We start from the raw sequence: 19,022 nt of genomic DNA on the forward strand, positions 1-19,022 counted from the left end.
CGCCCCCCGTTCGCGGGGATAGTTCGAGCGTGCTTCCGACCTGCCGCTGGCCGACAGCGGTGCGCTCGCCAACGCACCGACTCGGGGGCGGCGCCGAGGGCCGTACCGTCCGCGCGCGGCTATGTCCAGCGCATGCCGATGGCGGAGAGTTGTTCCACTCGTTCCGGTGTCAGTGTCGTGGCGCGGGTGCGTTGGTTGCTGATCCATGTCCCGAGCTTCAGCGGCACGTCCCGTTGTTCCTGGTCCTTGTCGTGGGCTGCGCCCGTGGTGATCGTTTCGGTGTGTTTGCGGGGGACTCGGAGGTGTCCTTCGCGTTGGTAGAACTGCTGGGCGGCCGCGAGGTGCATGGCCCACTTGTCGGCTTGGCTGGTGCGTGGCTTGGGTTTCTCGTCCTCGCCGGCGGGTTGGATGCCGAGGATGTGTTCGCACATCCACTGCTGCACGGTGGTGAGACTGTCCCAGCCGAGCCGGACCGACGTCACCCACCGTCCCAGGTCTTCGCCCTGGCGCACGACGCTGCCCGCCATGGCGGGCAGCGTCCCGCCCTCGTCCAGATGCAGCCGCACCAGGTGGAAGCACCGCTGCCATGTCACCGGCCAGGCCGGGCACCAGGACGGATCGATGGCCTCCAGCTGCTCGCGCCGTTCGGCCGGCATCACCCCGGCCGACGACTCCACCAGCAGCCCCTCGGCGCGCCGCCGGACTCGAGATCCCCCACAGCCGGCCGGACGGCTGTGGCACCTGCGGCTACCGGCCCGGCTGGGCTCGACTGGCCCGCCGCGACCGCCGGCCGCTGGACGAACCCCTACCGCTGCACCAAACCCAGCACCTTCGAGCTGTAGCTCTGCCCCGGGACGGCCGCCATCGGCCTGGTAACCACGTCGACCGCCCCGGGCCACCCAACCCGTACGAGACGAGAGGGAGATCCACAGTATGGACTCCGCCCCGCGTGCCTCGGGCCGGATCGGCCCGCGCACCCTCCTGATCACTACCGCCGCCATGCCGCTGGCCGGCTGGACCGTGCACGCGATCAGCCTCCACCGCAAGCTCGCCTCCGTCCGCCGCGACCCGCTGACTGGCCTGCTCGGCCGCGACGGCTACACCACCAAGGCCCGGCAGACCCTCGACCGGTATGGCGACAGCGCCCTGGTGACCCTCGTCGATCTGGACCACTTCAAGCAGATCAACGACGGACGCGGCGGCCACGCCGCCGGCGACCGCGTCCTGGTCGCCCCCGCACAGAGGCTCACCTCCTGGGCAGGCAGCCGCGGCGCGGTCGGCCGCCTCGGAGGAGACGATGTCTTCTCCCGCAGGTTGGCGGGCCGGCTGCTGAGCGCCGCGAGATTCCGCTCCGGAGCCAGATTGACCCTCGACCTTGTGCAGGGCCCAGAGTGCCGGGTGTGGAGAACGACATGCGCAGCATTGGCGAGATGGCCCGCGACAGCGGCCTGGGCGTGAGTGCCCTGCGGTTCTATGACCGTGCCGGTGTGCTGGTCCCGGCCTGGGTGGATCCGGTGAGCGGATACCGCTGGTACGAACCCGAGCAGCTCGAAGAGGCCCGGGTGCTGGCCCGCTTGCGCCGGGCCGGGATGCCGCTGGCGGACATCCGGCTGGTGCTGGCCAGCTGGTCCGGCGCGGACACCGACCTGGTCCGGAAGCTGCTCAAGGCACACCTGCGCCGCATCGAACAAGGGCTGTTCGATGCCCGCAGCGAGTTCTCCGCGCTCCAAGCACTACTCGATCACAGGGAGAACGTCATGACTTCGCTCCGCATCGCCACCGTCCGGCTGTCCATCGCCGCGCCCGAGCTGGCAGCCGCGCTGGACACGGTCCGTTTCGCGGCGAGCACCGACCCGGAGCTGCCCATGCTCGGCGGGGTCCTGCTCGACATCGAGGGGGAGAGCCTCCATGTCGTGGCCACCGACCGGTACCGAATGGCTGTCGCGCAGGCCAGCGTCTCCGGACACGACGGGAGCCGAGTGCAGGTCATCGTGCCCGCCCCGCTCGTCGACGCGATGCGGGCGCTGTTGGACGGCGAGGGACCCGTGCGGCTCTGCGTCGACGGTGGCCGCGTGACTCTGGAGGTCGGGGATAGGCAGGCGGCCGGTCAGTGCCTTGACCACGACTTCCCCGACTACCGTCGTCTCCTGCCGGCGGCCGGCGGACGCCGCGCCCTTGTCGAGGTGGCGGCCTTCCGGAAGGCCCTGGAGACCGGTCCTGTCCGTGCCGCCGAGGCGGGAGCGCCCGACCTCAGCGTGCTCAAGGTGGAGGACGGCGGCATGGTGACCCTCTGCGCGGACAGCGACGACGACCCGAACCGCGTCGCGGTCAACCGTGAGTTCCTGCTGAACGCGCTGGCCGCCGGAGGCCGGGACCGACTGCTTCTGGAGCTCGGGGCCCCCACGGCGCCGATCGCGATCCACCAGCCCGACGACGAGGGCACCTTCTCGATCCTGATGCCGGTCCGCCTGCAGGACTGACTGTACGTTCGCCCTGATCCGGCCGGCTCCGACCAATCGGACGCAACCGGATCAGGGTGCTGGGGAACTCAGGGAATCCGTCACAGGTGAAGCTCGGCGAGCACGGAGGATCCACTCAGGAACTGAAGTCCTCTGCCAGAACGGTGGCGTCACATGTCAGGTCGAGATCTTCAGGGGTGCCGTCGGAATCCGTACACCAGACGGTCGGTGTGCCGGGCGCAAGGGCGTTGAGCAGGCCAAGAATGACTTGGGCGGGGACGAGGAGTGGATCCTGATCGGGGAAGACGAGTGCGGGGCCTGCCGGATAGAAGGTCAGTTGGCAGTGACCGTCGCTGGTATGGATGTCGAGGTCGGTGGCGTCCTTGGGTGGGAAAGGCCCGGACACTTCTGAGCCCGGCCACAGGGCGATGGCGGTTTGTGCGAGCTGGCCTGCCGAGAACGCCCAAGAGCCACCATCCTCTTGGTCTGGGCTGACGTAGTAGTGGCCTCCCACTGGAACCTCTCAAAGTGTCGGTCTGGCTGGTGTTACTTGACGATACGCGTCTCGCCCGGGGTCTTGTGTGCGGCCATCATCGCGTCGAAGTAGGCGCCAGCCTTCTCGTCGTTGGTGATGATTTCGAGGTGGTTGACCTTCTTGCGCGGATCGTGAATCGCGGAGTTGTAGCGCACAATTCCGTCTTCGTTGCCATCGGCGACGTTCTTGTAGAGGAAATCGGGCACTTTGTCGACGTTGTTAAGGCGTAGCGGTGAGCGGCAACTGGGCCGTTGTGCGCCGTGTTTGGCGTCGATGGCGGCTCCGTCCTGCGGGCGGACGCCGTCGGCGTTCCCGTAGGTCGTCGATGCCCTGGGCGTAGGCATCACAGGCGGATGCAAGTTTCTGGGCCGATGTGCTGAGAGTGTTGAGCAGTGGGCCGCTCTCGCCGCCGTTGTGCATCTTGCGCCAATTGGCGGCGCAGGAGTCCACGGCTTTGGCTTCGCTGGAAGTGGAGACTGTGCGGATGAGCTTGTCGCCCTGCGTACCGAGGCGGCTTACCAGCTGCCCGACGTGGCGCCAGTCTTTGGCGGCCTGGCGGAGTTTCTCCGGGTCACCCTGTGGCCAGAACTGGGCGATGATCTCGCGTACTACCCAGTTGGCTTGGCCGACTGCGGTGGGGATATCGAATTTTCTGTGCTCCTCGTCGCACTGCGGGCTCGAGAAAGCCGGGAGCTGCTGGGGCTTCATGAACTTGGCAGCTGCGTCAGCGTCGGTGCGTATGTAGTTCAACGCCATCGTGTAGAGGCCATTCGCAGTGCCGCCCAGTTGAGCCACGCCCTTCCGGAGGGCGTGTACGAACGCCTTGGCGGCTGGGTCGTACTTCCCGGCGAAGGAGTGGCCCGTCTCGTCGTCGCCGGCCATCCCAGCTACGTCGTCGAGTGACCCGACGAGGCCACGGTGGATCTGACTCGCCCAGCTCTGTAGATCGGTGAATCCAGCTGACGACACCAGCATCTTCGGCGGGTCGACGTGGAACCCCGACACCGTGTACCTCCCGAGAACAATGTGTACCCGGTCCAGGGTGTTTTCTCCCGAACGCAGCCGAGCCGCATTTGGTGATCATTTTGCATCCTCAGGCCCACGCTTTTACCAAGATCAACTGGCGGTAAATGCCCAGCAACCGGCGAGGACTGTGGGTGGCGGATTGCGCTCAGAGATCGCAGACCCCTGATGCACCCGCCCGCGATGAGATCCGTCGGCTCCGCGGCGAGCGCGACCAACTGCAGCAAACCGTCCGCCAGCACCTTGGCCATCAACTCGACCAACTCAGCGCCCGGGACCTTGCCACCCGCTGACCTACCCGTGGCCCAGTAGCTGCGCTTATGAGCGACCTCCAGATAGCCAGGGGTACCGGACATCGATGAGTTGGACAATCCGGCACGGGCCAGAGGTGGGCCTGGCAGATGGCGACGACCTGCGGCGTTCCCGCTGCCGTCGCCCAATCCATCCCGAATCCGGGGTGCGGTTTGGCCGGGTCCGATGCCGCGACTCCCCTCCTGTACACCCCAAGAAGGAAGGAGGTGGAGGAAATGCCAGGCTCAAACTCGGACGATCGGCACCAGGTCGACCAAGAACCCCGCCGCGTGCTCGGTCCTGTCGGACAGTTCATTGCGCTGGTGACCGCGCTGGTGATCGATCTAACGATCAGGCACCTGACCGGCGTCTAACGAGCGGGTTGGCCCTGCTGGGTGCAACGGCGCCCGGAAGGGCCAACCCTGTCCGGGAACTCGGCCGAAGCGCGTCTCACAGCTGGCCGAAACCGAAGGATCCAGCCGACGAAACCCCAATCGTGCCTCGAGTCCCTCACCCAGCTACACCGCCTTCACCTGCGTCAACACCCCGCGAACCCCAGATAACCGAGGCTGGCTGCTGCACGCCGGGCAGGCCACCGAACAGAACCTGCTGCGCGAACCGCTGGTCGCCACCGTGATCCACTTCCCCCGCACCGACAGGGTGCTGGCGTGCCGCAACGATCCCAAGGCGTTCGCCATCGAGGACATAGCCGGCCGCGCTGAGCGGGAGAAGGCCCTCACCAAGGCCAAGCTCGCCTGCTCCGGCTGCCCGATCGTCAAGAACTGCCTCCAAGGGGCCCTGGCCAACAAGCAGCTCACCCCGACCGGGGTGTGGGTGGCGACCACCGCCCGTCAGCGGACGATGCTCTGCAAAGACCTCGTGCGGCGCCTCGACGACGACCGGTCGGCGGGGTCGCCGCACAGGAACGCCGCAAGCAGGAAAAGCAGTACGCGACCCGCACTAACCCGCCGACCGTCCACGAACAGGCCATGGCACGGCTGGAGCTGGAACTCATCTCCAGCCGACCGGCCCCGTACGCTCGACGGATTCCTGGATGAGCCGGCCATGCCCGGCGACAACACCATGGCATGGTTCCGCCTCATCGGCTCCCCCACACACGACGGCACGGACGCAATGGTGCCGCCGTGCAGCGCCACCGACCCGGTAATGGCGCACGCCGTCCTCCACGACCTGGCCCCGGGAGACCAGCTCCGCGTCACTGGCTACCTGCACTTGCCGCGTACCCCGACCGAGCCGATGTTCCTGGTCGTCACCGAACTGCGAGTGCTGCAGTCGTCGCTGTTGCTGGACGACCCCGCCTCACCTGCACTGCGGCTTATCGCCACCAACCACACCTGAACACCATGAAGGCTCGGCCTCACCACGATCAGGCGGTGAGGCCGGGCCTTCGTGCATGTCCGGTGCCTGTCACCCACTGGTGACGAGCGGCTGTCGTACTGCGGTGATAGCGGCGTTATCACCTGCTCTGTTCTCTGCGGGGGCGCCTGGCCATCGCCGGTGGGCACTTGGGTTTGCCGTCGGGCGCGATTAGCCGAAGGGGTTGCCGGGGAAGCGGTTCGCCGAGACTGTCGGCTTGCCCACGAGCACGGGAGCCACCGGAGTGGTCTTGGGGGCGGGGGCTGATACCTGTTCCTGCTTCACGCCGGGGGGCAGGAAGCAGGGCGTTTCCACTGAGAAGACGAGTGCGTTGCCGCGTCCGTATGTCTCCACCGAGACGAAGAGGTTGTCGCTGCCGCCTTTGGCGTCCATGAGCCCTTGAGATGGCTTCTCGCGGTAGCCGTTGATCTTGTAGCCCTCGGCTTCGAGCTTCTTGCGCATGGCGCGCAAGGCCTTCCCGTGCTCGTCTCCTGAAATCGCTGCCCGGACGGAGTAGGAGAGGTCAAAGCGGCCGTCTGTGGCATGTTCGTGGTTCTTGCCGAAGCATTCGTAGAACTCCTTGTCCACCGTCTTGTCGTCGGCCGTGAGGCCGTACTGGCCGGCCAGTGAGTCGATCAGTGTGCGGGCAGAGCGTTCGGCTCCGTCCCTGCTCTTGACTGGCAGTGGGTCGTTCTTCCCGGAGTCGGTCATGCATCCTCCAGATGCGAGCAAGGCTGCGAGTGTGAGCACGCTGATTCGGCTGTGGCGGCGGGTGCGGCTGGTCACCAGTCGGGTCCCTCTGTCTTAGGGCGGGGGTGGGGGTGCACGCGGTACTTCCCTTCTCCAGGAGGCATTCCCGCGATGATGCGGCCCTGGTTGGCGAGGCTTTCGCTGCCCTTGTCCCAGTAGCCGCCGTGCCCCTCGGTGTCCACGTCGAACACCTTGCCTCCAAACTCCTTCTCCGCCGGATTTTCTCCTAGAGTCTTGCCTGAGGCGTCGGTGGAGACGATGTCGTCGGGCGCCCAGCCGGCCCAGACGTGGTCCGGGGCCATGTTCAGGTCCTTGGCGTGGTCCACTGCCATTCCCGGGCTGCCGACCACGACGACATCGTCGGCATCCAGGCCGCCGCTGTGGGATGCACCGACGCCCACCACTGTTGAGCCGTAGCTGTGGCCGAGCACGGTCATGTGGGCACGTTCGCCCTGATGAGACTCGCGCAGTCCGTGCGTGAAGCTTCTCAGATCACCGCCGGCCGGGTCGGCACGTCCGGTCGTGGCCATGCTGGCGTCTGTTTCGGGGGCGTCGTATCCAAGCCATGACACCACCGCAGTGCTGTCGCCGCCCCTCTGCCGGGATGCCTTCTGCAGCCGGTCTACCCGCTCGATCTGCTCATCGACGTTCACCAGGTCGTTGTCGGTGCCCGGGACCTGTACGGCAACGTTGTGGGCGGTGTCGGGATTTCCCTTTGAGACGAGGGCCCGGCCGTCGCCCTTTGTGTCAATCCCCAGTACGTAGAGCCGTTTGTCGTCGCCGCTACCGTCAGCCCTGTCGAGCGCTGTTTGCAGCTTTTGCAGGCCCTCGTACTGCCGCTGGTCGTGGATGCCCAACTCGCCGCGTTGCTTCTTCATGTCGTAGTTCGCCAGCGAGAGATCCACTGCCTTGCGGTTGGCTTCGTCACGGTCGGCACTGGGGATACCGTCGAGCCAGCCGATCTTGTCGGGGTAGGCGTCGGTGTACTCCTGCCGCTCCTGCTCGGAAAGCCCCACCCACCATTTGGCGTTCTCCTTCGGGTCCTTCTTGGAAGGTATGGAGTCCTCGTCGAGGTGGGCGAAGCCTGCGGCCTCGCGAGCGCCGTCCTTCGCCGCCTGGGCGCCGTAGTCCTTGTCGAGGGTGAACGCATCGATCTTCTGGAGGAGTTGCCGCCCCTTCCAGTCGGCAGTGCTGGCCTGGTCGAGGGCAGCCTGGATGTCGTTCTTGTAGCCGGCCATCACGGCGACACGCACCGCGTGGTCTTCCTGGGCTTCCTCGTCGGCGTTGCCGGTGGGGCATGGCCTGCTATCCGTCACGTTGCCGTGGTCGTCGACGGCGAACCCGTCGGCCTCGGCTGTGCGCACACCCTGACGCAGGATGTGCTGGGCCTGCTTCATCTCCACGTGAACGGTGTCCAGGATGGTAGCGATGGAGGTGACGTCGGACTGTCCAACGCCGAGCTGGTTCTCGCTCGCCTCCATCTTCATGAAGGCGTAGCTGGAGTCGACGCCCCGCCACTCACTGGCGTGCAAAGGGCCGGTGACCTTGTGCCGGTGCTGGACCTGCGCTTCCTCCAAAGCCTTGGCCAGCTTCTGCCAGGACCTGATGGCGGCCTCGAGATCAGAGAAGTCCTGCTTGAGCAGTTCCTTGAAGTCGTCGGACACGGTCACCACGCCTGGAAGGACTGAGCGGTGGCATCTTCGTTGAACTGGTGGCCGTCCGCGGTGCGCCGCAGGCGGGATGCCGCGCTGTCGGGGGTGCCGCCGCCGATCCGTTGGCATAACTCATCGAGTGCCATGCCCCAGTCGTGGGCGACCCGTTTCATGTCCGGGCCGATGTACCAGGTCTTCATCGCGGTGCCGGCTGCTTCGATGTCGCGTTTGGCGGTGGCGATGGGGTCCTGAAGATCGTGGCTTATGGCGTCGGCGGCGGCTGCCGCCCGCCGCAGTTCCTCGGGTGTGACCGAGATGCTGCCATTGGACATAGTCCTGCATTCCCCCCCGTTGAGCAGATATATAGTTGCGTGATCATGACATCGACGCTCGTGAGCTGGTTGCTCAGGTGGGTGATTTCGGCTGAAAGCCTGCAGATCAGCGAGTTGAACGGCGCAAAGCCGCTGACGACGTCGGCGCTTGTCGCACAGGCACGGCCGCCCGGTCGAGGGCGTCGCCGCGGTCGGCTTCAGTTCGCGAAAGGTCACCTGACATCTGCTGTGGTCCCCCACTGAGCAGGTACGCGAGGAGAGGCTGCTGACTTCCACGTCGCCGCGGACAACAACCAGCATCCGTCGAGTCGCTCGACTACCCCGCTAAAAGTGCCCGGACCAGAGCAGGGCCATCTCCATCTGACTCTTTGTCTGCGGACAACAATTCAGCCGCTTCTCTGCCACCGCCACCGCCACCGCCACCGCAACCGCCATCGGCGGATGGCGCTGTTGCTGGACGACTCCGCCTCACCTGCACTCCGGCTCATCGTCACCAACCCACTTGAGCACGAAGCGGCTCCCGCCGCCCGGACCTCGATCCGGGCGACGGGAGCCGCCTTATCAGCGCCGACGTCAGGCGGGCTGCTCCTGCTCGGTCAGTTCTCGCAGCAGTGCCTGGTACTCCTCAGGGTCTGTTTGCGTAGAACTGACATCCAAAATCGCCCGCCCTGGACGAAGCCGTCGCTGGTCATCTTCATGCGCAGATGCTGAACAATGTAGAAGGGTTCGTCATACGGCAGCCGCTTCGGCTGGCTGGGCTTGTCCTTCTCCGACCTGTCCGCTTCAGCAGCAACCGCCGGTCCTGGGCTTCCGGCAGGGGTATTAACGCCGAGGCCCGAAGCCCCACCGCCGGAGGGCCCTGGGGTGCCCGCAGTCGCCTGAGGTGGAACCGCTGGTGTCTGGGTCTCCGCAGCTTCGGAGCTCTCCGCCCTATCGCAGCGGTTTACCGCGGTAAACCGCTCCGATGAGGGCGCCGCCTTCTCCCCCGCTTCGAGTCTTTACGAGGTGGCGCGCACCGGCTCGGCGGCGTGCGACCTGCTGCGGATGGCCGCCGGCGACCTGGACGCCCATGTCTCGGTGGCGCTCCCGTGGTGGGACACGGCGGCAGGCCACGGCCTGATCCATGCCAGCGGCCGGACCGTGGTGCACAGGCGGTCGCCGAGGCGCACCCGGATCGACATCTCGGGGCGCCCGGAGGTGGTGCGCTCGCTGGCGCGGCTGCTGGAAGAGCACTCCCATGTGAGCGAGGGCGCAGCATGAGCGCCCCCGGCCCCCGCTCAGGGCGTCCCACCCGGCACGTGCTCGACCGGCCGGACATCGAGACGGTCCTGCTGCGTCCGGAGACGTCCACCGTCTAAGCGCCGGACGGCAGGCCCGTGTTCCGCCTGCGCGCCGGTGTCCCGGCGCAAGAGGAGGCCGCGCGCTACCAGCGGTGGCTCTCCGGCCTGGGCCTGCCGCGTCCGGCGTTCTTCTGCAACCCCGACGAGGCGGCGCAGCCCCGCACCGGTTCGCGGCCGCCGCCGGGCTTCCGCACCTGTCCCCCCGCCAGGTGCGGCTGGCCACCGACAAGCTCGCCATGAAGGAACTGTTCTCCGCCGCAGGCCTGCCGGCAGCACGGTTTCGCGCGGTCACCTCGGCCACGGAGGTGAAGGAGTTCGCCGACCGGTCCGGGTGGCCCATCGTCGTCAAGCCTGCTGTCTCCGGCTCGGCGGTGGACACCTGGAAGGTGGACACCGACCGGCTGGCCGCGGTGGACCTGGCGCTGAGGAGCCGCCCGGACCAGCGGTGGATCGCCGAGGAGTACGTACGGGGCACCGAGCACCAGCTGTGCGCGCTGGTGCACGAGGGCCAGGCGGGACGCCTACATCGCGGTCAACCCGGCACCCCTGCTGGACACCCTGGACGGGGCGACGAACGCCGACATCACGCTGGCCCCGTCGGAGCCGGAACCGGTCGACGGACGCGCAGTGGCCCAGCGCATTGCCGACGTACTCGATTTCCGCGCCGGTTATCTGCACGCCGAGTTCTTCACCGGCCACGACGGATCGTTCGTCATGGGAGAAATAGCGGCGCGCCTCGGCGGTGCCGAATTGCCCACCAGCCACGGACTTTCCCGCGGATTCGACATGCTGGCCGCGGTGGCGGACGTGTATGTGGACCGCCGTCCGGCACTGACGTACACCCGCGACTGTTCGGTGGGCCATCTGCTGCTGCCGGCCCGCCGTGGCATCATCTCGGACATCTCGTCCCTGGCGGAACTGACGGCCCTGCTCGGCGTGGTCTCCGGCGCGCTCACCGCCGCGGTGGGCGACCGGCTCGACCCGCCGCGGGCCTCCAACGCCTCCAGCGGCCACGTGCACGTCGAGGGAGAGAATTCAGGCGTCGTGCAGGAACGTATGGCTGAAGTACTGTCCCGTTTCCGGCTGCAGGTGGCCGAGGCGCAGCCCTAAGATCCCCGTAGTCGCCGGCTCGGGCGAATGGCCGGCGGCCGCCCGAATACCCGATGTCTGCGAGAGGTCACCCGATGGTCCCAAGTGTCGCTGTCCTGTCCGATATCCACGGTGTGCTGCCGGCCCTGGAGGCGGTACTGGACGAGCCCGATGTCATGGCGGCCGACCTGATCGTCGTCACCGGTGACCACGCGGCCGGTCCGCAGCCGGTCGAGGTGCTGGACCGGCTGCGCGCGCTCGGCGAAAAAGCGGTCCTGGTCCGCGGCAACGCCGACCGGGAGCTCGCCGAGATGGCGCGGGGCGAGTTCCCGGCCGACCAGGCGTGGGAAGTCGACCTGTGGGCCGCCGAGCAGCTGCGGGAGGAAGACGTGAAGTTCCTGGCGGAGCTCCCCCACCCCGTGACCATGGAGGTCGACGGCTTCGGCAAGGTGGTCTTCTGCCACGGGACACCGCGCGACGACGACGAGGTCGTCCTCGTCGACACACGCCTGGACCGCTGGGCAGAGGTCTTCGCCGAACTGCACGACGACGTAGGGACCATGGTGTGCGGGCACACCCACATGCCCTTCATGCGCCTCGTCGACGAGCGCCTTGTCGTCAACTCCGGCAGCATCGGCATGCCGTACGGCAGGGCCGGCAGCTCCTGGGCCCTGCTGCACAGCGGGCAGGTGCAGTTGCGGCACACCCCATTCGACGTCGACGGAGCCGTGGATCGGGTGACCAGGGAGTCGGGCTACCACGACTGCCGCGCCTGGGCCGAGCACTACATCCGAGCAGTCACCACGGACGCCGAGGCGGTCCGCACGTTCGGCCCCCGGGATGGTCGGGTCGACTCCTGACCTAACGTCACCGGCACGGTGGGCGGCACTGACCGTCGGTTACGCGTTCCCTTCGAGCCGGTTGGCCACCTGATCCGTGGCCATCACCACGAGACGGGAACGGCCTGACCGGGAACGTCATTGCTGCGGATGATGGAGGCCAAACCCTGACTGGTCGTTATCGCTCCTGCGGGCTGCGGCACGATGTGCGCTCGTGAGCGGCACCCGGCACCCGGGACGCGACAGCGATCACCAGCTCGACGGCCTCCGGCTCACCCACCGTGATCCGCGCCCCCTCGCCGGGGAACGCCTTGACCCGCACTCCCGCCTCCCGGCAGGCGTCGGCGAACGCCGCGGTGTGCTCGCCGAGGCCGAGCCACACGAAGTTGGTGTGGCTCTCGGGCACGTGCAGGCCCACGGCGCGCAGCCTGTCGACGAGCAGGCTGCGGCGCCGGACGAGCCTGCCGGAGTGCAGGTCAACCACAAACGCGTCGCGCGGGTCATGCGTGCCCGCGGGATCGTCGGCTTTCACCTGCGTAAGAAGGTCCGCACCACCGTCCCGGAGCCGTCGGCGACGCCGGTGCCGGACCGGCTGCGGCGCGACGTCACCGCGACGGAACCGGACACGAAGTACGTGGGCGACATAACCTACCTCCCCGTTGGCAACGGCCAATTTCTTTACCTGGCAACGGTGTTGGACCTGTCCTCGAAACGTCTGGCGGGCTGGTCGATCGCCGATCACATGCGCACCGGGCTGGTCACCGATGCTCTCAAGGCCGCAGCCGCCACCCGGGGCGCCGGCGGCCTGCGCGGGGCGATCTTCCACAGCGACAACGGAGCCCAGTACGCCTCGAAGGAGTTCGCGCAGGTCTGCGCGGAGCTTGATGTGATCAGATCGCGCGGCGCAGTGTGCACGAGCGCGGACAACGCCGCCGCCGAATCGTTCAACGCGACCATGAAGCGCGAGACGCTCAAGGGCAGAAAACGCTGGTCAGGGGCCCGTGAAGCCCGTCTCGCGGTCTTCCGATGGGCGACCCGCTACAACACCAGAAGAAGGCACTCCAGCATCGGCCAGATCAGCCCCACAGCCTTCGAGCAACGATCAGCTACCCTGACCACCGCCGCATGACAACCGGTGTCCACGATCCCGGGTCAAGCCCCAACGCCTGGGCCTACAGCAAGAACACCTGGCGCCAGACCTGCCACGACCTGGGCATCAGCCCACGAGGGACACGGCCCTGGCGCCCGCAGACCCACGGCAAAGTCGAACGCTTCCACCGCACCCTGCTCGACGAATGGGCCTACCACCAGCCCTACACCTCAGACGCCGAACGCCAGGCAGCCTTCCCCGACTGGCTGGACTGGTACAACTACCACCGACCCCACACCGGAATCAGCGGCCACACCCCAGCCAGCCGCGTCACCAACCTCTCCGGACAGCACACCTAGACGTCGCCCGCCTGCTCCTTGCGCTGGTGGCGCGGATACGGGTCCTCTCCGCGCCTCGGCGGTGCGGGACGGATCTCCTGGGGTTCGGCCGGGGCGGCTTCGCCGGAGGCACCGTCGGAGCCGAGCATGTCCTCGCCGTACAGGTCCTGTACCCAGTTGGCCTGGTAGATGGTGTCGAGGTAGCGCTCGCCGAGGTCCGGGGCGATGGCCACCGCGGTGAGCCCGCGCGTGTCGTGCCGGGACAGCCAGTCCATCGCGCCGCTGACGACCGTGCCGGTCGAGCCGCCGAAGAGGAAACCGTGCCGGGCCAGTTGGTGGCAGGCACGCACGGTGTCCGCCTCCGCCACGCGTACCGCCTCGTCCACGAAGGACTCGTCGAGCAGCGGGGGAGGGACGCTCATGCCCAGACCGGGGATCATACGGCGTCCCGGCGCACCGCCGAAGGTCACCGAACCGACACTGTCCACCGCGACGATCTGCACCGGCCGGTGCCACTGCCGGAAGTAGCGCGCGCAGCCCATCAGGGTTCCGGTGGTGCCTGCCCCGATGAACAGCACATCCAGATGGGGAAACCAGCGGGCGATCGCCGGTGCCGTCGTGCGGTAGTGCGCCTGCCAGTTACCCGGATTGGTGTACTGGCTGAGCCACACCCAGCGGTCGTCGGAGGCGCACAGATCGCGGACGTAGTCGAGCCGTGCGCCGAGGAAGCCGTTGCCGGACTCATCTGAGGCGATGACGTGCACCTGGCTGCCCAAGGCCTCCATCATCAGCCTGGTCGACAGATTGCAGCGGGAGTCCGTCACGCACAGAAACCGGTAGCCCTTGCTCGCCGCGATCATGCTCAGTGCCACGCCGAGGTTTCCTGACGAGGACTCGACCAGGACCGATTCGGGAGTCAGGGCGCCCTCCCGCTCGGCCGCCTCCACCATCTCGGTGGCGGCCTTCAGCTTGATCGAGCCGGCGAAGTTGAGGCCCTCGCACTTGAGGAACAGGGACTGCCCGAAGATCGCCTCGAGGTCGACGTAGAGTTCTTCCTCGTTGAAGGCGTAGGGAACAGATATGACTGGCATGATGGGTCCCTCCTCTGGAGGCAGAGCACCTTCGGAATATCCATCCGACTAGGGCGGGCTCCTCATTGCGTCGGTGCCGGTCTCATCCGTACCGGCGCAGTTCATGGAAGAAGTTGTCGACGACCTGCAGTCGGCCGGAGCGGACCACCTCGTCGTAGACGTACTTGCCGACCGCGAGATCGAGCACGCCGAGGCCGAACGGTGAGAAGACCGCGGGCCGGTCCGCCGGCACCGTCACCCGCCCGTTCATCACGTCGTCCAACGTGCCGTGCAGGAAGTCCCGGTTGCCCGTCAGCTGTTCGGCCAGATGCGGGGAGGTGTCGGCAGTGAGGCAGTGCTCGACGTCATCGACGATATTCGTCGAGGCCAGCAGGATCTGCGGCGCGAGGTCGCGCAGCGACACATGCAGGACCACCGGGTTGTGGGCGAACCACGAGGGGTCGTGGACGTGCGGCTGACCTGCGACGGTGGCGAAGACCACCAGATCGCTGAGGCGGATCAGTTCCTCGGCGCTGTGGTGCACGGTGATCCGGCCGGCGGTGCCGGTCTGTTCCAGGTAGAGGCGGAAGCCGGCGGCGCTGTCGGCGGACAGGTCGTGCACGCCGATCTCGTCGAACGACCAGCCGGTGCCTTCCAGGAACGTATGGATGTAGCGGGCGATCAGGCCCGCCCCGAAGAACCCGACGCGCAGCGGGCGTGGGCGGCCGCGGCTGAGCCAGTCGGCCGCCGATGCCGCCGACGCGGCCGTTCTGGTGGCGCTGATGATCGAGCTCTCGAGGCAGGCGAACGGGTAGCCGGTGGCGGGGTCGTTGAGGATCAGCACGGCGGAGGCCCTGGGAATGTCGGACGCCACGTTCTCCGGGAAGCTGGAGATCCACTTCAGCCCGTCCACCTGCGCCTCTCCGCCGATCGAGGCGGGCAGCGCGATCATCCGCGAGGACCGGCGGTCGGGGAACCGGAGGAAGGAGGACGGAGGGTTCACCGAGGCACCGGCGCCGTGCAGCCGGTAGGTGTCCTCGACCACCTCCACGAGGTGCTTCTCCCGTCCCTGCAGAGCGGTCTGGACCTGCACTCCTGAGATCACCGCGAACGGGGGCACGGTGAGCGGCGGTTTCGTCATGGCGGACTCCGTTGCACTGGAGCGGATGGTGTTCACGAGGTGGTCACCTCGACGGTCGGTGAGCAGTCGGCCAGGCGCAGCGGATCGGCCATCGCCACCACCACCTCTCTCGGCCCCTCGAAGGGCTCCCTGCTGTGCGCGGTACGGACGTTGTCGACGAGGAGCAGGTCACCGGCCTGCCAGGGCCGGCGCACGGTGTGCGCTTCGTAGACCTTGTTGAGCAACTGGACGGTGTCCTCGGTGAGGGGGTCGCCGTTGCCGTAGCGGGTGTTGAACGGCAGCCCGTCGGCGCCGTACTCGTCGATCAGGTACTCGCGGACCTCGGGGGCCATCGTCCACTCGTTGAGGAACGCGATCTGGTTGAACCAGCAGCGCCGCCCGCTGACCGGGTGCCGCACCACGGCGCTGCGGCGCTGTCGTGTGCGCAGTCCGCCGTCGGGCTGCCACGCGCACTCGATCGCGTGGGCGCGGCAGTAACTCTCGATGGCGCTCCGGTCGTCGGTGCCGAACGCCTCCGGCAAGGAGGCCCCGATCTCGTCGTGGTAGCTGCGGGTGAGCAGCCAGCCCTCCCGCTCGAACCGCTCGGTCAGCTCGGGCGGTAGCGCGTCGAGCACCGCCGTGGAGTCCGCGACCCCGGTTACGCCGCCCTCAGCCGGTGCACCGAGGCAGGCGAACAGCATCAGGCCGGGGAATTCGAGCCTGTAGCTCAACTCGTGGTGCATGCACATCGGCTGGTTCGGTGGCCACTTGGAGGAGGAGTAGACGCCCTCGGAGTAGGTCTGCCGGGGGGCGAAGGCTTCCTTCTCCGTCACCGGAGCGAGGCCCAGCCGTTGCACGACCGCGCCCACCTCGGCGGCGTGCCGAAGCTCCAGGCCACGTACGAGGACCGCACCGTGTTCGAGGACCGCGGCGCGCACCGCGTCCCGGTGCTCGGCCGCCCAGCTCGCCGCGTCGGCAGTGGTGTTGAGCTGCAGCATCGGAGTCCGGCCGGATGCCGAGTCCAGGTCCGGCAGCGAGGTCGGAAGTGAGGGTGCCATCGTGGTGTCCTTTCGCTCTGCTCCAGCGGGCGGCGGGGCGGTGTCCGGCACCGTCGTGGTGTGTCCCTGGGCCGCGGTGTGGCCCTGCACCGTGCCGCCCCGCCCGGGCTCCGGCAGCGCCCGCGGCGGCTCGGAGCCGGCCGTGGAACGGCTCTCGACCAGTTGGGCCAGGTCGGCGAGGACCGGGTGCTGCAGGAGGTCCTTGGGCGAGACCACGCGATCCAGGCAGATCGCGACGCGTACGGCCGACAGTGAGGTGCCGCCGAGGTCGAAGAAGTTGTCCCGGCCTCCGATCCGGTCCTCCGGGATGCCCAGCGCCTTGGCCCATGCGGCGGCAAGCCGCTCTTCGGCCGGTGTGGCGGGCGGGTGGCGGCCGTCCCGGGCGCCGCCGTCCTCGGTGGCGCCGCCTTCTCCCTCGGCGCCGCCCTCCTCGGCGAGTGCGGCCAGCGCCTTCTTGTCGGTCTTTCCGTTGGCCGTCAGCGGAAGGCTCTCACGCCAGTGGAAGGCCGACGGAACCATGTATGCGGGCAGGGACCGGCTCAGCTGCTCCTGCAGTGCGGCCGCGTCCAGCGGGCGCGGACCGGAGTAGAAGGCCACCAGCCGCTGAGCCCGGCCGCCCGGGGGCGAGACCACGACGGCACCGTCGCGGACTCCGGGCACCCTGAGCAGGGCGTTCTCGATCTCGCCCATCTCGATCCGGAAGCCGCGGATCTTGACCTGGGCGTCCTGGCGCCCGAGGAACTCCAGTTTTCCCTCCGGCGACCACCGGCCGTAGTCGCCGGACCGGTAGAGCCGCCTGCCGGCGCGGTGCGGATCCGCCGTGAACGCCGGCCGGGTGCGCTCGGGATCGTTGACGTACCCGCGACCGACACAGACGCCGGAGAAGACGATCTCCCCGGGGGCGCCGAGCGGCACCGGCGACAGGTACTCGTCGACGAGGTAGATGTGCACATTGTTGACGGGGCGGCCGAGCGGGATCCGTTCGCCGTCCGGCACCCGGTCCATGACCTCGTGGTTGGTGTCGTCGGAGGTCTCGGTCAAACCGTAGGCATTGACCAGAGCGATCCGGGGCGCCGCCGCGAACCAGCGCTGGACGAGCTCCTTCCTCAGGGCCTCGCCCGTCACCGACACGCACCGCAGGGAGGGGAGTTCACGGGGGTGCTGTTCCAGGAAGGACAGGACCACATCGAGGTAGGACGGCACCACCTGGAGCACGTTGACGCCGCCGTCCGCGATCGTGTCGAGGAATCGCCGTACGTCCAGGACGGCCTCCTGCTCGACCAGCAGGACCCGCCCGCCGGCCAGCAGCGCGGAGAGCAGTTGCCACAGGGAGATGTCGAAGCACTGCGGCGCGGTCTGGGCGACGACCTGCCCCTCGGCGATCCCCAAGTCGTCGATCTTGGCGTACAGGTGGTTGAGCATCCCCTCGTGCTCACACATCGCCCCCTTGGGCTCCCCGGTGGAACCGGAGGTGAAGATGACGTAGGCGAGGCCGTCCGGGGCGACGGGGACGCGGGGGTCGCCGTCGTCGCCGCTCTCCTCGCACGCCGCGTCGATGAAGAGCCGCTGGATTCCGGGCAGCGACGCCAGGGCGTGGTCGAGGGGAGCGGCGCTGCCGGGTTCGGTCAGCACCAGCCCGCACGAGGCACGGGAGAGCATGGTGGCCATGCGGTCGGCGGGGAAGTGCGGCTCGATGGGCAGGTACGCGCCTCCGGCCTTGAAGACCGCGAGGACAGCGGCCAGCCAGTCCAGATTGCGTTCGGTCACCACCGCGACCACGTCTTCCCGGCGCAGCCCTCGTGCCAGCAGCGTGTGGGCCAGCCGGTTGGCACGGGTGTTGAGCTCCTGGTAGGTCCATCGCCGGTCGCCGTGCACGGCCGCGAGGGTGTCCGGGTGTGCCCGCACCCGCTGCTCGAACAGCTCGTGGAACCGGTGGTCCGGCAGCGCCCGCCGCGGCCCGGCGAGCCCTTCGAGCTGGAGGTGACGTTCCTCGGCGGACAGCAGACTCTGCCGGCCGTGCTCCGCGTCCGGATCGGCGGCGATCAGCGCGAGCGCGGTGACGTGGTAGCCGGCGATCCTGGCGGCACACGCTTCGTCGAGCACATCGGTCCGGTAGCGCAGCCGCAGCAGGTGCCGGCCGTCCGGGCACATCACCACCTCCACCCGCAGCACGGAGCCCTCACCCGCTCCACCGCCCGTTCCGCTGCCACCGGTCGGATCGAACACCGTCTCGGGCGGCGGAAGGGACCGGTCCGGCGTTCCCCCGGGGCCCTGGGCCGGAGCGCCTTCGCGCGCCGGCAGCTGAGACGCGGCCTCATGTACGTCGCGCACCAGCATCCGCCATGACGCGGCCGCAGTCGTCAGCCGGCAGGGCAACGGACTGCCGCCCTCCGCCGCGACGTAGCCGGTCGCCACCGTCCGCTCACCGGACAGCGCACCGAGAACCTTGGCGTGCGCGGCCAACAGCACCGAGCGCAGCGTGACGCCCCACTCCTGCGCCCGCCCATCCAGCTCCGGCAGCAGGTGGCCGGGTATCACCGACTCGTGCGCCGCGGTGCCCGGAACCGGCGTGCGGGTCCACCGCGGGACCGTGGCGAACCCGCCGGCGGCGGGCTCATCGCGCCGGAAATCCATGTCGTTCGTCAGAGGCGTTGCCATC

Annotated in this window: 16 protein-coding genes and 4 pseudogenes; 9 read left to right on the plus strand and 11 right to left on the minus strand. The window is 68.2% G+C overall.

What is annotated here, in order from left to right; genetic code table 11:
- Positions 1-119: 119 nt before the first annotated feature.
- Positions 120-677, minus strand: a complete 558-nt coding sequence (locus ACGFR7_RS03450) for a helicase associated domain-containing protein (protein ID WP_393312432.1) — start codon at positions 675-677, stop codon at positions 120-122.
- A gap of 256 nt (positions 678-933) precedes the next feature.
- Here ACGFR7_RS03450 and ACGFR7_RS03455 point away from each other — a divergent pair, with 256 nt between their 5' ends.
- Positions 934-1,458, plus strand: a complete 525-nt coding sequence (locus ACGFR7_RS03455; RefSeq protein ID WP_393312434.1) for a GGDEF domain-containing protein — start codon at positions 934-936, stop codon at positions 1,456-1,458.
- Positions 1,413-2,480 carry a MerR family transcriptional regulator gene (locus tag ACGFR7_RS03460; RefSeq protein WP_393312436.1) on the plus strand — a complete coding sequence of 356 codons (1,068 nt, stop codon included), beginning with the start codon at positions 1,413-1,415 and terminating at the stop codon, positions 2,478-2,480. The genes ACGFR7_RS03455 and ACGFR7_RS03460 overlap by 46 nt, the downstream gene beginning before the upstream one ends.
- A gap of 115 nt (positions 2,481-2,595) precedes the next feature.
- Here ACGFR7_RS03460 and ACGFR7_RS03465 read toward each other — a convergent pair whose 3' ends face one another.
- The 3 genes from ACGFR7_RS03465 to ACGFR7_RS03475 form a co-directional block, all read right to left on the minus strand.
- Positions 2,596-2,865 carry a hypothetical protein gene (locus ACGFR7_RS03465; protein WP_393312438.1) on the minus strand — a complete coding sequence of 90 codons (270 nt, stop codon included), beginning with the start codon at positions 2,863-2,865 and terminating at the stop codon, positions 2,596-2,598.
- 140 nt (positions 2,866-3,005) lie between these two features.
- A complete protein-coding gene (locus tag ACGFR7_RS03470) occupies positions 3,006-3,269 on the minus strand; it encodes a restriction endonuclease fold toxin-2 domain-containing protein (RefSeq protein ID WP_393312658.1) in 264 nt (87 codons plus the stop codon).
- On the minus strand, positions 3,214-3,999 hold the full coding sequence (locus ACGFR7_RS03475; protein WP_393312670.1) for a hypothetical protein: 786 nt from the start codon (positions 3,997-3,999) through the stop codon (positions 3,214-3,216). Before ACGFR7_RS03475 ends, ACGFR7_RS03470 begins: the two co-directional genes overlap by 56 nt.
- A gap of 942 nt (positions 4,000-4,941) precedes the next feature.
- On the opposite strand from ACGFR7_RS03475, the gene ACGFR7_RS03480 reads away from it, so the two are divergent.
- Positions 4,942-5,667, plus strand: a complete 726-nt coding sequence (locus ACGFR7_RS03480) for a WhiB family transcriptional regulator (RefSeq protein ID WP_393312440.1) — start codon at positions 4,942-4,944, stop codon at positions 5,665-5,667.
- A gap of 189 nt (positions 5,668-5,856) precedes the next feature.
- Here the strand turns inward: ACGFR7_RS03480 and ACGFR7_RS03485 are convergent, their stop codons facing one another.
- The 3 genes from ACGFR7_RS03485 to ACGFR7_RS03495 all read right to left on the minus strand — a co-directional run bounded on the left by ACGFR7_RS03485 (position 5,857) and on the right by ACGFR7_RS03495 (position 8,419).
- The gene (locus ACGFR7_RS03485) at positions 5,857-6,396 is read right to left on the minus strand and encodes a hypothetical protein (protein WP_393312442.1); all 540 of its coding nucleotides are present in this window, start codon (positions 6,394-6,396) and stop codon (positions 5,857-5,859) included.
- A 71-nt stretch (positions 6,397-6,467) separates the two neighbouring features.
- Positions 6,468-8,099, minus strand: coding sequence for an alpha/beta hydrolase (locus ACGFR7_RS03490; protein ID WP_393312444.1), 1,632 nt, complete (start codon positions 8,097-8,099; stop codon positions 6,468-6,470).
- 2 nt (positions 8,100-8,101) lie between these two features.
- Positions 8,102-8,419, minus strand: a complete 318-nt coding sequence (locus ACGFR7_RS03495; RefSeq protein ID WP_393312446.1) for a hypothetical protein — start codon at positions 8,417-8,419, stop codon at positions 8,102-8,104.
- Between the two features lie 984 nt (positions 8,420-9,403).
- On the opposite strand from ACGFR7_RS03495, the pseudogene ACGFR7_RS03500 reads away from it, so the two are divergent.
- The 4 genes and pseudogenes from ACGFR7_RS03500 to ACGFR7_RS03515 all read left to right on the plus strand — a co-directional run.
- A pseudogene (locus tag ACGFR7_RS03500) lies at positions 9,404-9,679 on the plus strand (inositol monophosphatase family protein); the annotation flags it as partial.
- Between the two features lie 316 nt (positions 9,680-9,995).
- Positions 9,996-10,250: pseudogene (locus ACGFR7_RS03505) on the plus strand (hypothetical protein); the annotation flags it as partial.
- Between the two features lie 136 nt (positions 10,251-10,386).
- A complete protein-coding gene (locus ACGFR7_RS03510) occupies positions 10,387-10,869 on the plus strand; it encodes a hypothetical protein (RefSeq protein ID WP_393312448.1) in 483 nt (160 codons plus the stop codon).
- Between the two features lie 74 nt (positions 10,870-10,943).
- A complete protein-coding gene (locus ACGFR7_RS03515; RefSeq protein ID WP_393312450.1) occupies positions 10,944-11,708 on the plus strand; it encodes a metallophosphoesterase family protein in 765 nt (254 codons plus the stop codon).
- A gap of 157 nt (positions 11,709-11,865) precedes the next feature.
- Here ACGFR7_RS03515 and ACGFR7_RS03520 read toward each other — a convergent pair whose 3' ends face one another.
- Positions 11,866-12,105, minus strand: coding sequence for a hypothetical protein (locus ACGFR7_RS03520; protein WP_393312452.1), 240 nt, complete (start codon positions 12,103-12,105; stop codon positions 11,866-11,868).
- A 45-nt stretch (positions 12,106-12,150) separates the two neighbouring features.
- Between ACGFR7_RS03520 and ACGFR7_RS03525 the strand changes: the two are divergent.
- A pseudogene (locus ACGFR7_RS03525) lies at positions 12,151-12,816 on the plus strand (IS3 family transposase); the annotation flags it as partial.
- A gap of 83 nt (positions 12,817-12,899) precedes the next feature.
- Positions 12,900-13,136: pseudogene (locus ACGFR7_RS03530) on the plus strand (integrase core domain-containing protein); the annotation flags it as partial.
- Here ACGFR7_RS03530 and sbnA read toward each other — a convergent pair.
- The 3 genes from sbnA to ACGFR7_RS03545 form a co-directional block, all read right to left on the minus strand.
- On the minus strand, positions 13,133-14,206 hold the full coding sequence (gene sbnA / locus ACGFR7_RS03535; protein WP_393312454.1) for a 2,3-diaminopropionate biosynthesis protein SbnA: 1,074 nt from the start codon (positions 14,204-14,206) through the stop codon (positions 13,133-13,135). The pseudogene ACGFR7_RS03530 and the gene sbnA overlap by 4 nt on opposite strands.
- An 82-nt stretch (positions 14,207-14,288) precedes the next feature.
- The gene (gene sbnB, locus ACGFR7_RS03540; protein ID WP_393312456.1) at positions 14,289-15,326 is read right to left on the minus strand and encodes a 2,3-diaminopropionate biosynthesis protein SbnB; all 1,038 of its coding nucleotides are present in this window, start codon (positions 15,324-15,326) and stop codon (positions 14,289-14,291) included.
- Between the two features lie 32 nt (positions 15,327-15,358).
- Entirely contained in the window at positions 15,359-19,021 is a 3,663-nt protein-coding gene (locus ACGFR7_RS03545; RefSeq protein WP_393312458.1) for an amino acid adenylation domain-containing protein, read from the minus strand.
- Position 19,022: the final 1 nt, after the last annotated feature.

Source organism: Streptomyces sp. NPDC048516 (assembly GCF_043199875.1).
Taxonomy (GTDB): domain Bacteria; phylum Actinomycetota; class Actinomycetes; order Streptomycetales; family Streptomycetaceae; genus Streptomyces.

Excerpts from the sequence above, each read along its gene's own strand:
- ACGFR7_RS03495 (WP_393312446.1), bottom strand. The coding sequence starts at position 8,419 with ATGTCCAATGGCAGCATCTCGGTCACACCCGAGGAACTGCGGCGGGCG.
- sbnA (WP_393312454.1), bottom strand. The coding sequence starts at position 14,206 with ATGCCAGTCATATCTGTTCCCTACGCCTTCAACGAGGAAGAACTCTAC.
- ACGFR7_RS03545 (WP_393312458.1), bottom strand. The coding sequence starts at position 19,021 with ATGGCAACGCCTCTGACGAACGACATGGATTTCCGGCGCGATGAGCCC.
- ACGFR7_RS03460 (WP_393312436.1), top strand. The coding sequence starts at position 1,413 with ATGCGCAGCATTGGCGAGATGGCCCGCGACAGCGGCCTGGGCGTGAGT.
- sbnB (WP_393312456.1), bottom strand. The coding sequence starts at position 15,326 with ATGACGAAACCGCCGCTCACCGTGCCCCCGTTCGCGGTGATCTCAGGA.
- ACGFR7_RS03485 (WP_393312442.1), bottom strand. The coding sequence starts at position 6,396 with ATGACCGACTCCGGGAAGAACGACCCACTGCCAGTCAAGAGCAGGGAC.
- ACGFR7_RS03515 (WP_393312450.1), top strand. The coding sequence starts at position 10,944 with ATGGTCCCAAGTGTCGCTGTCCTGTCCGATATCCACGGTGTGCTGCCG.
- ACGFR7_RS03455 (WP_393312434.1), top strand. The coding sequence starts at position 934 with ATGGACTCCGCCCCGCGTGCCTCGGGCCGGATCGGCCCGCGCACCCTC.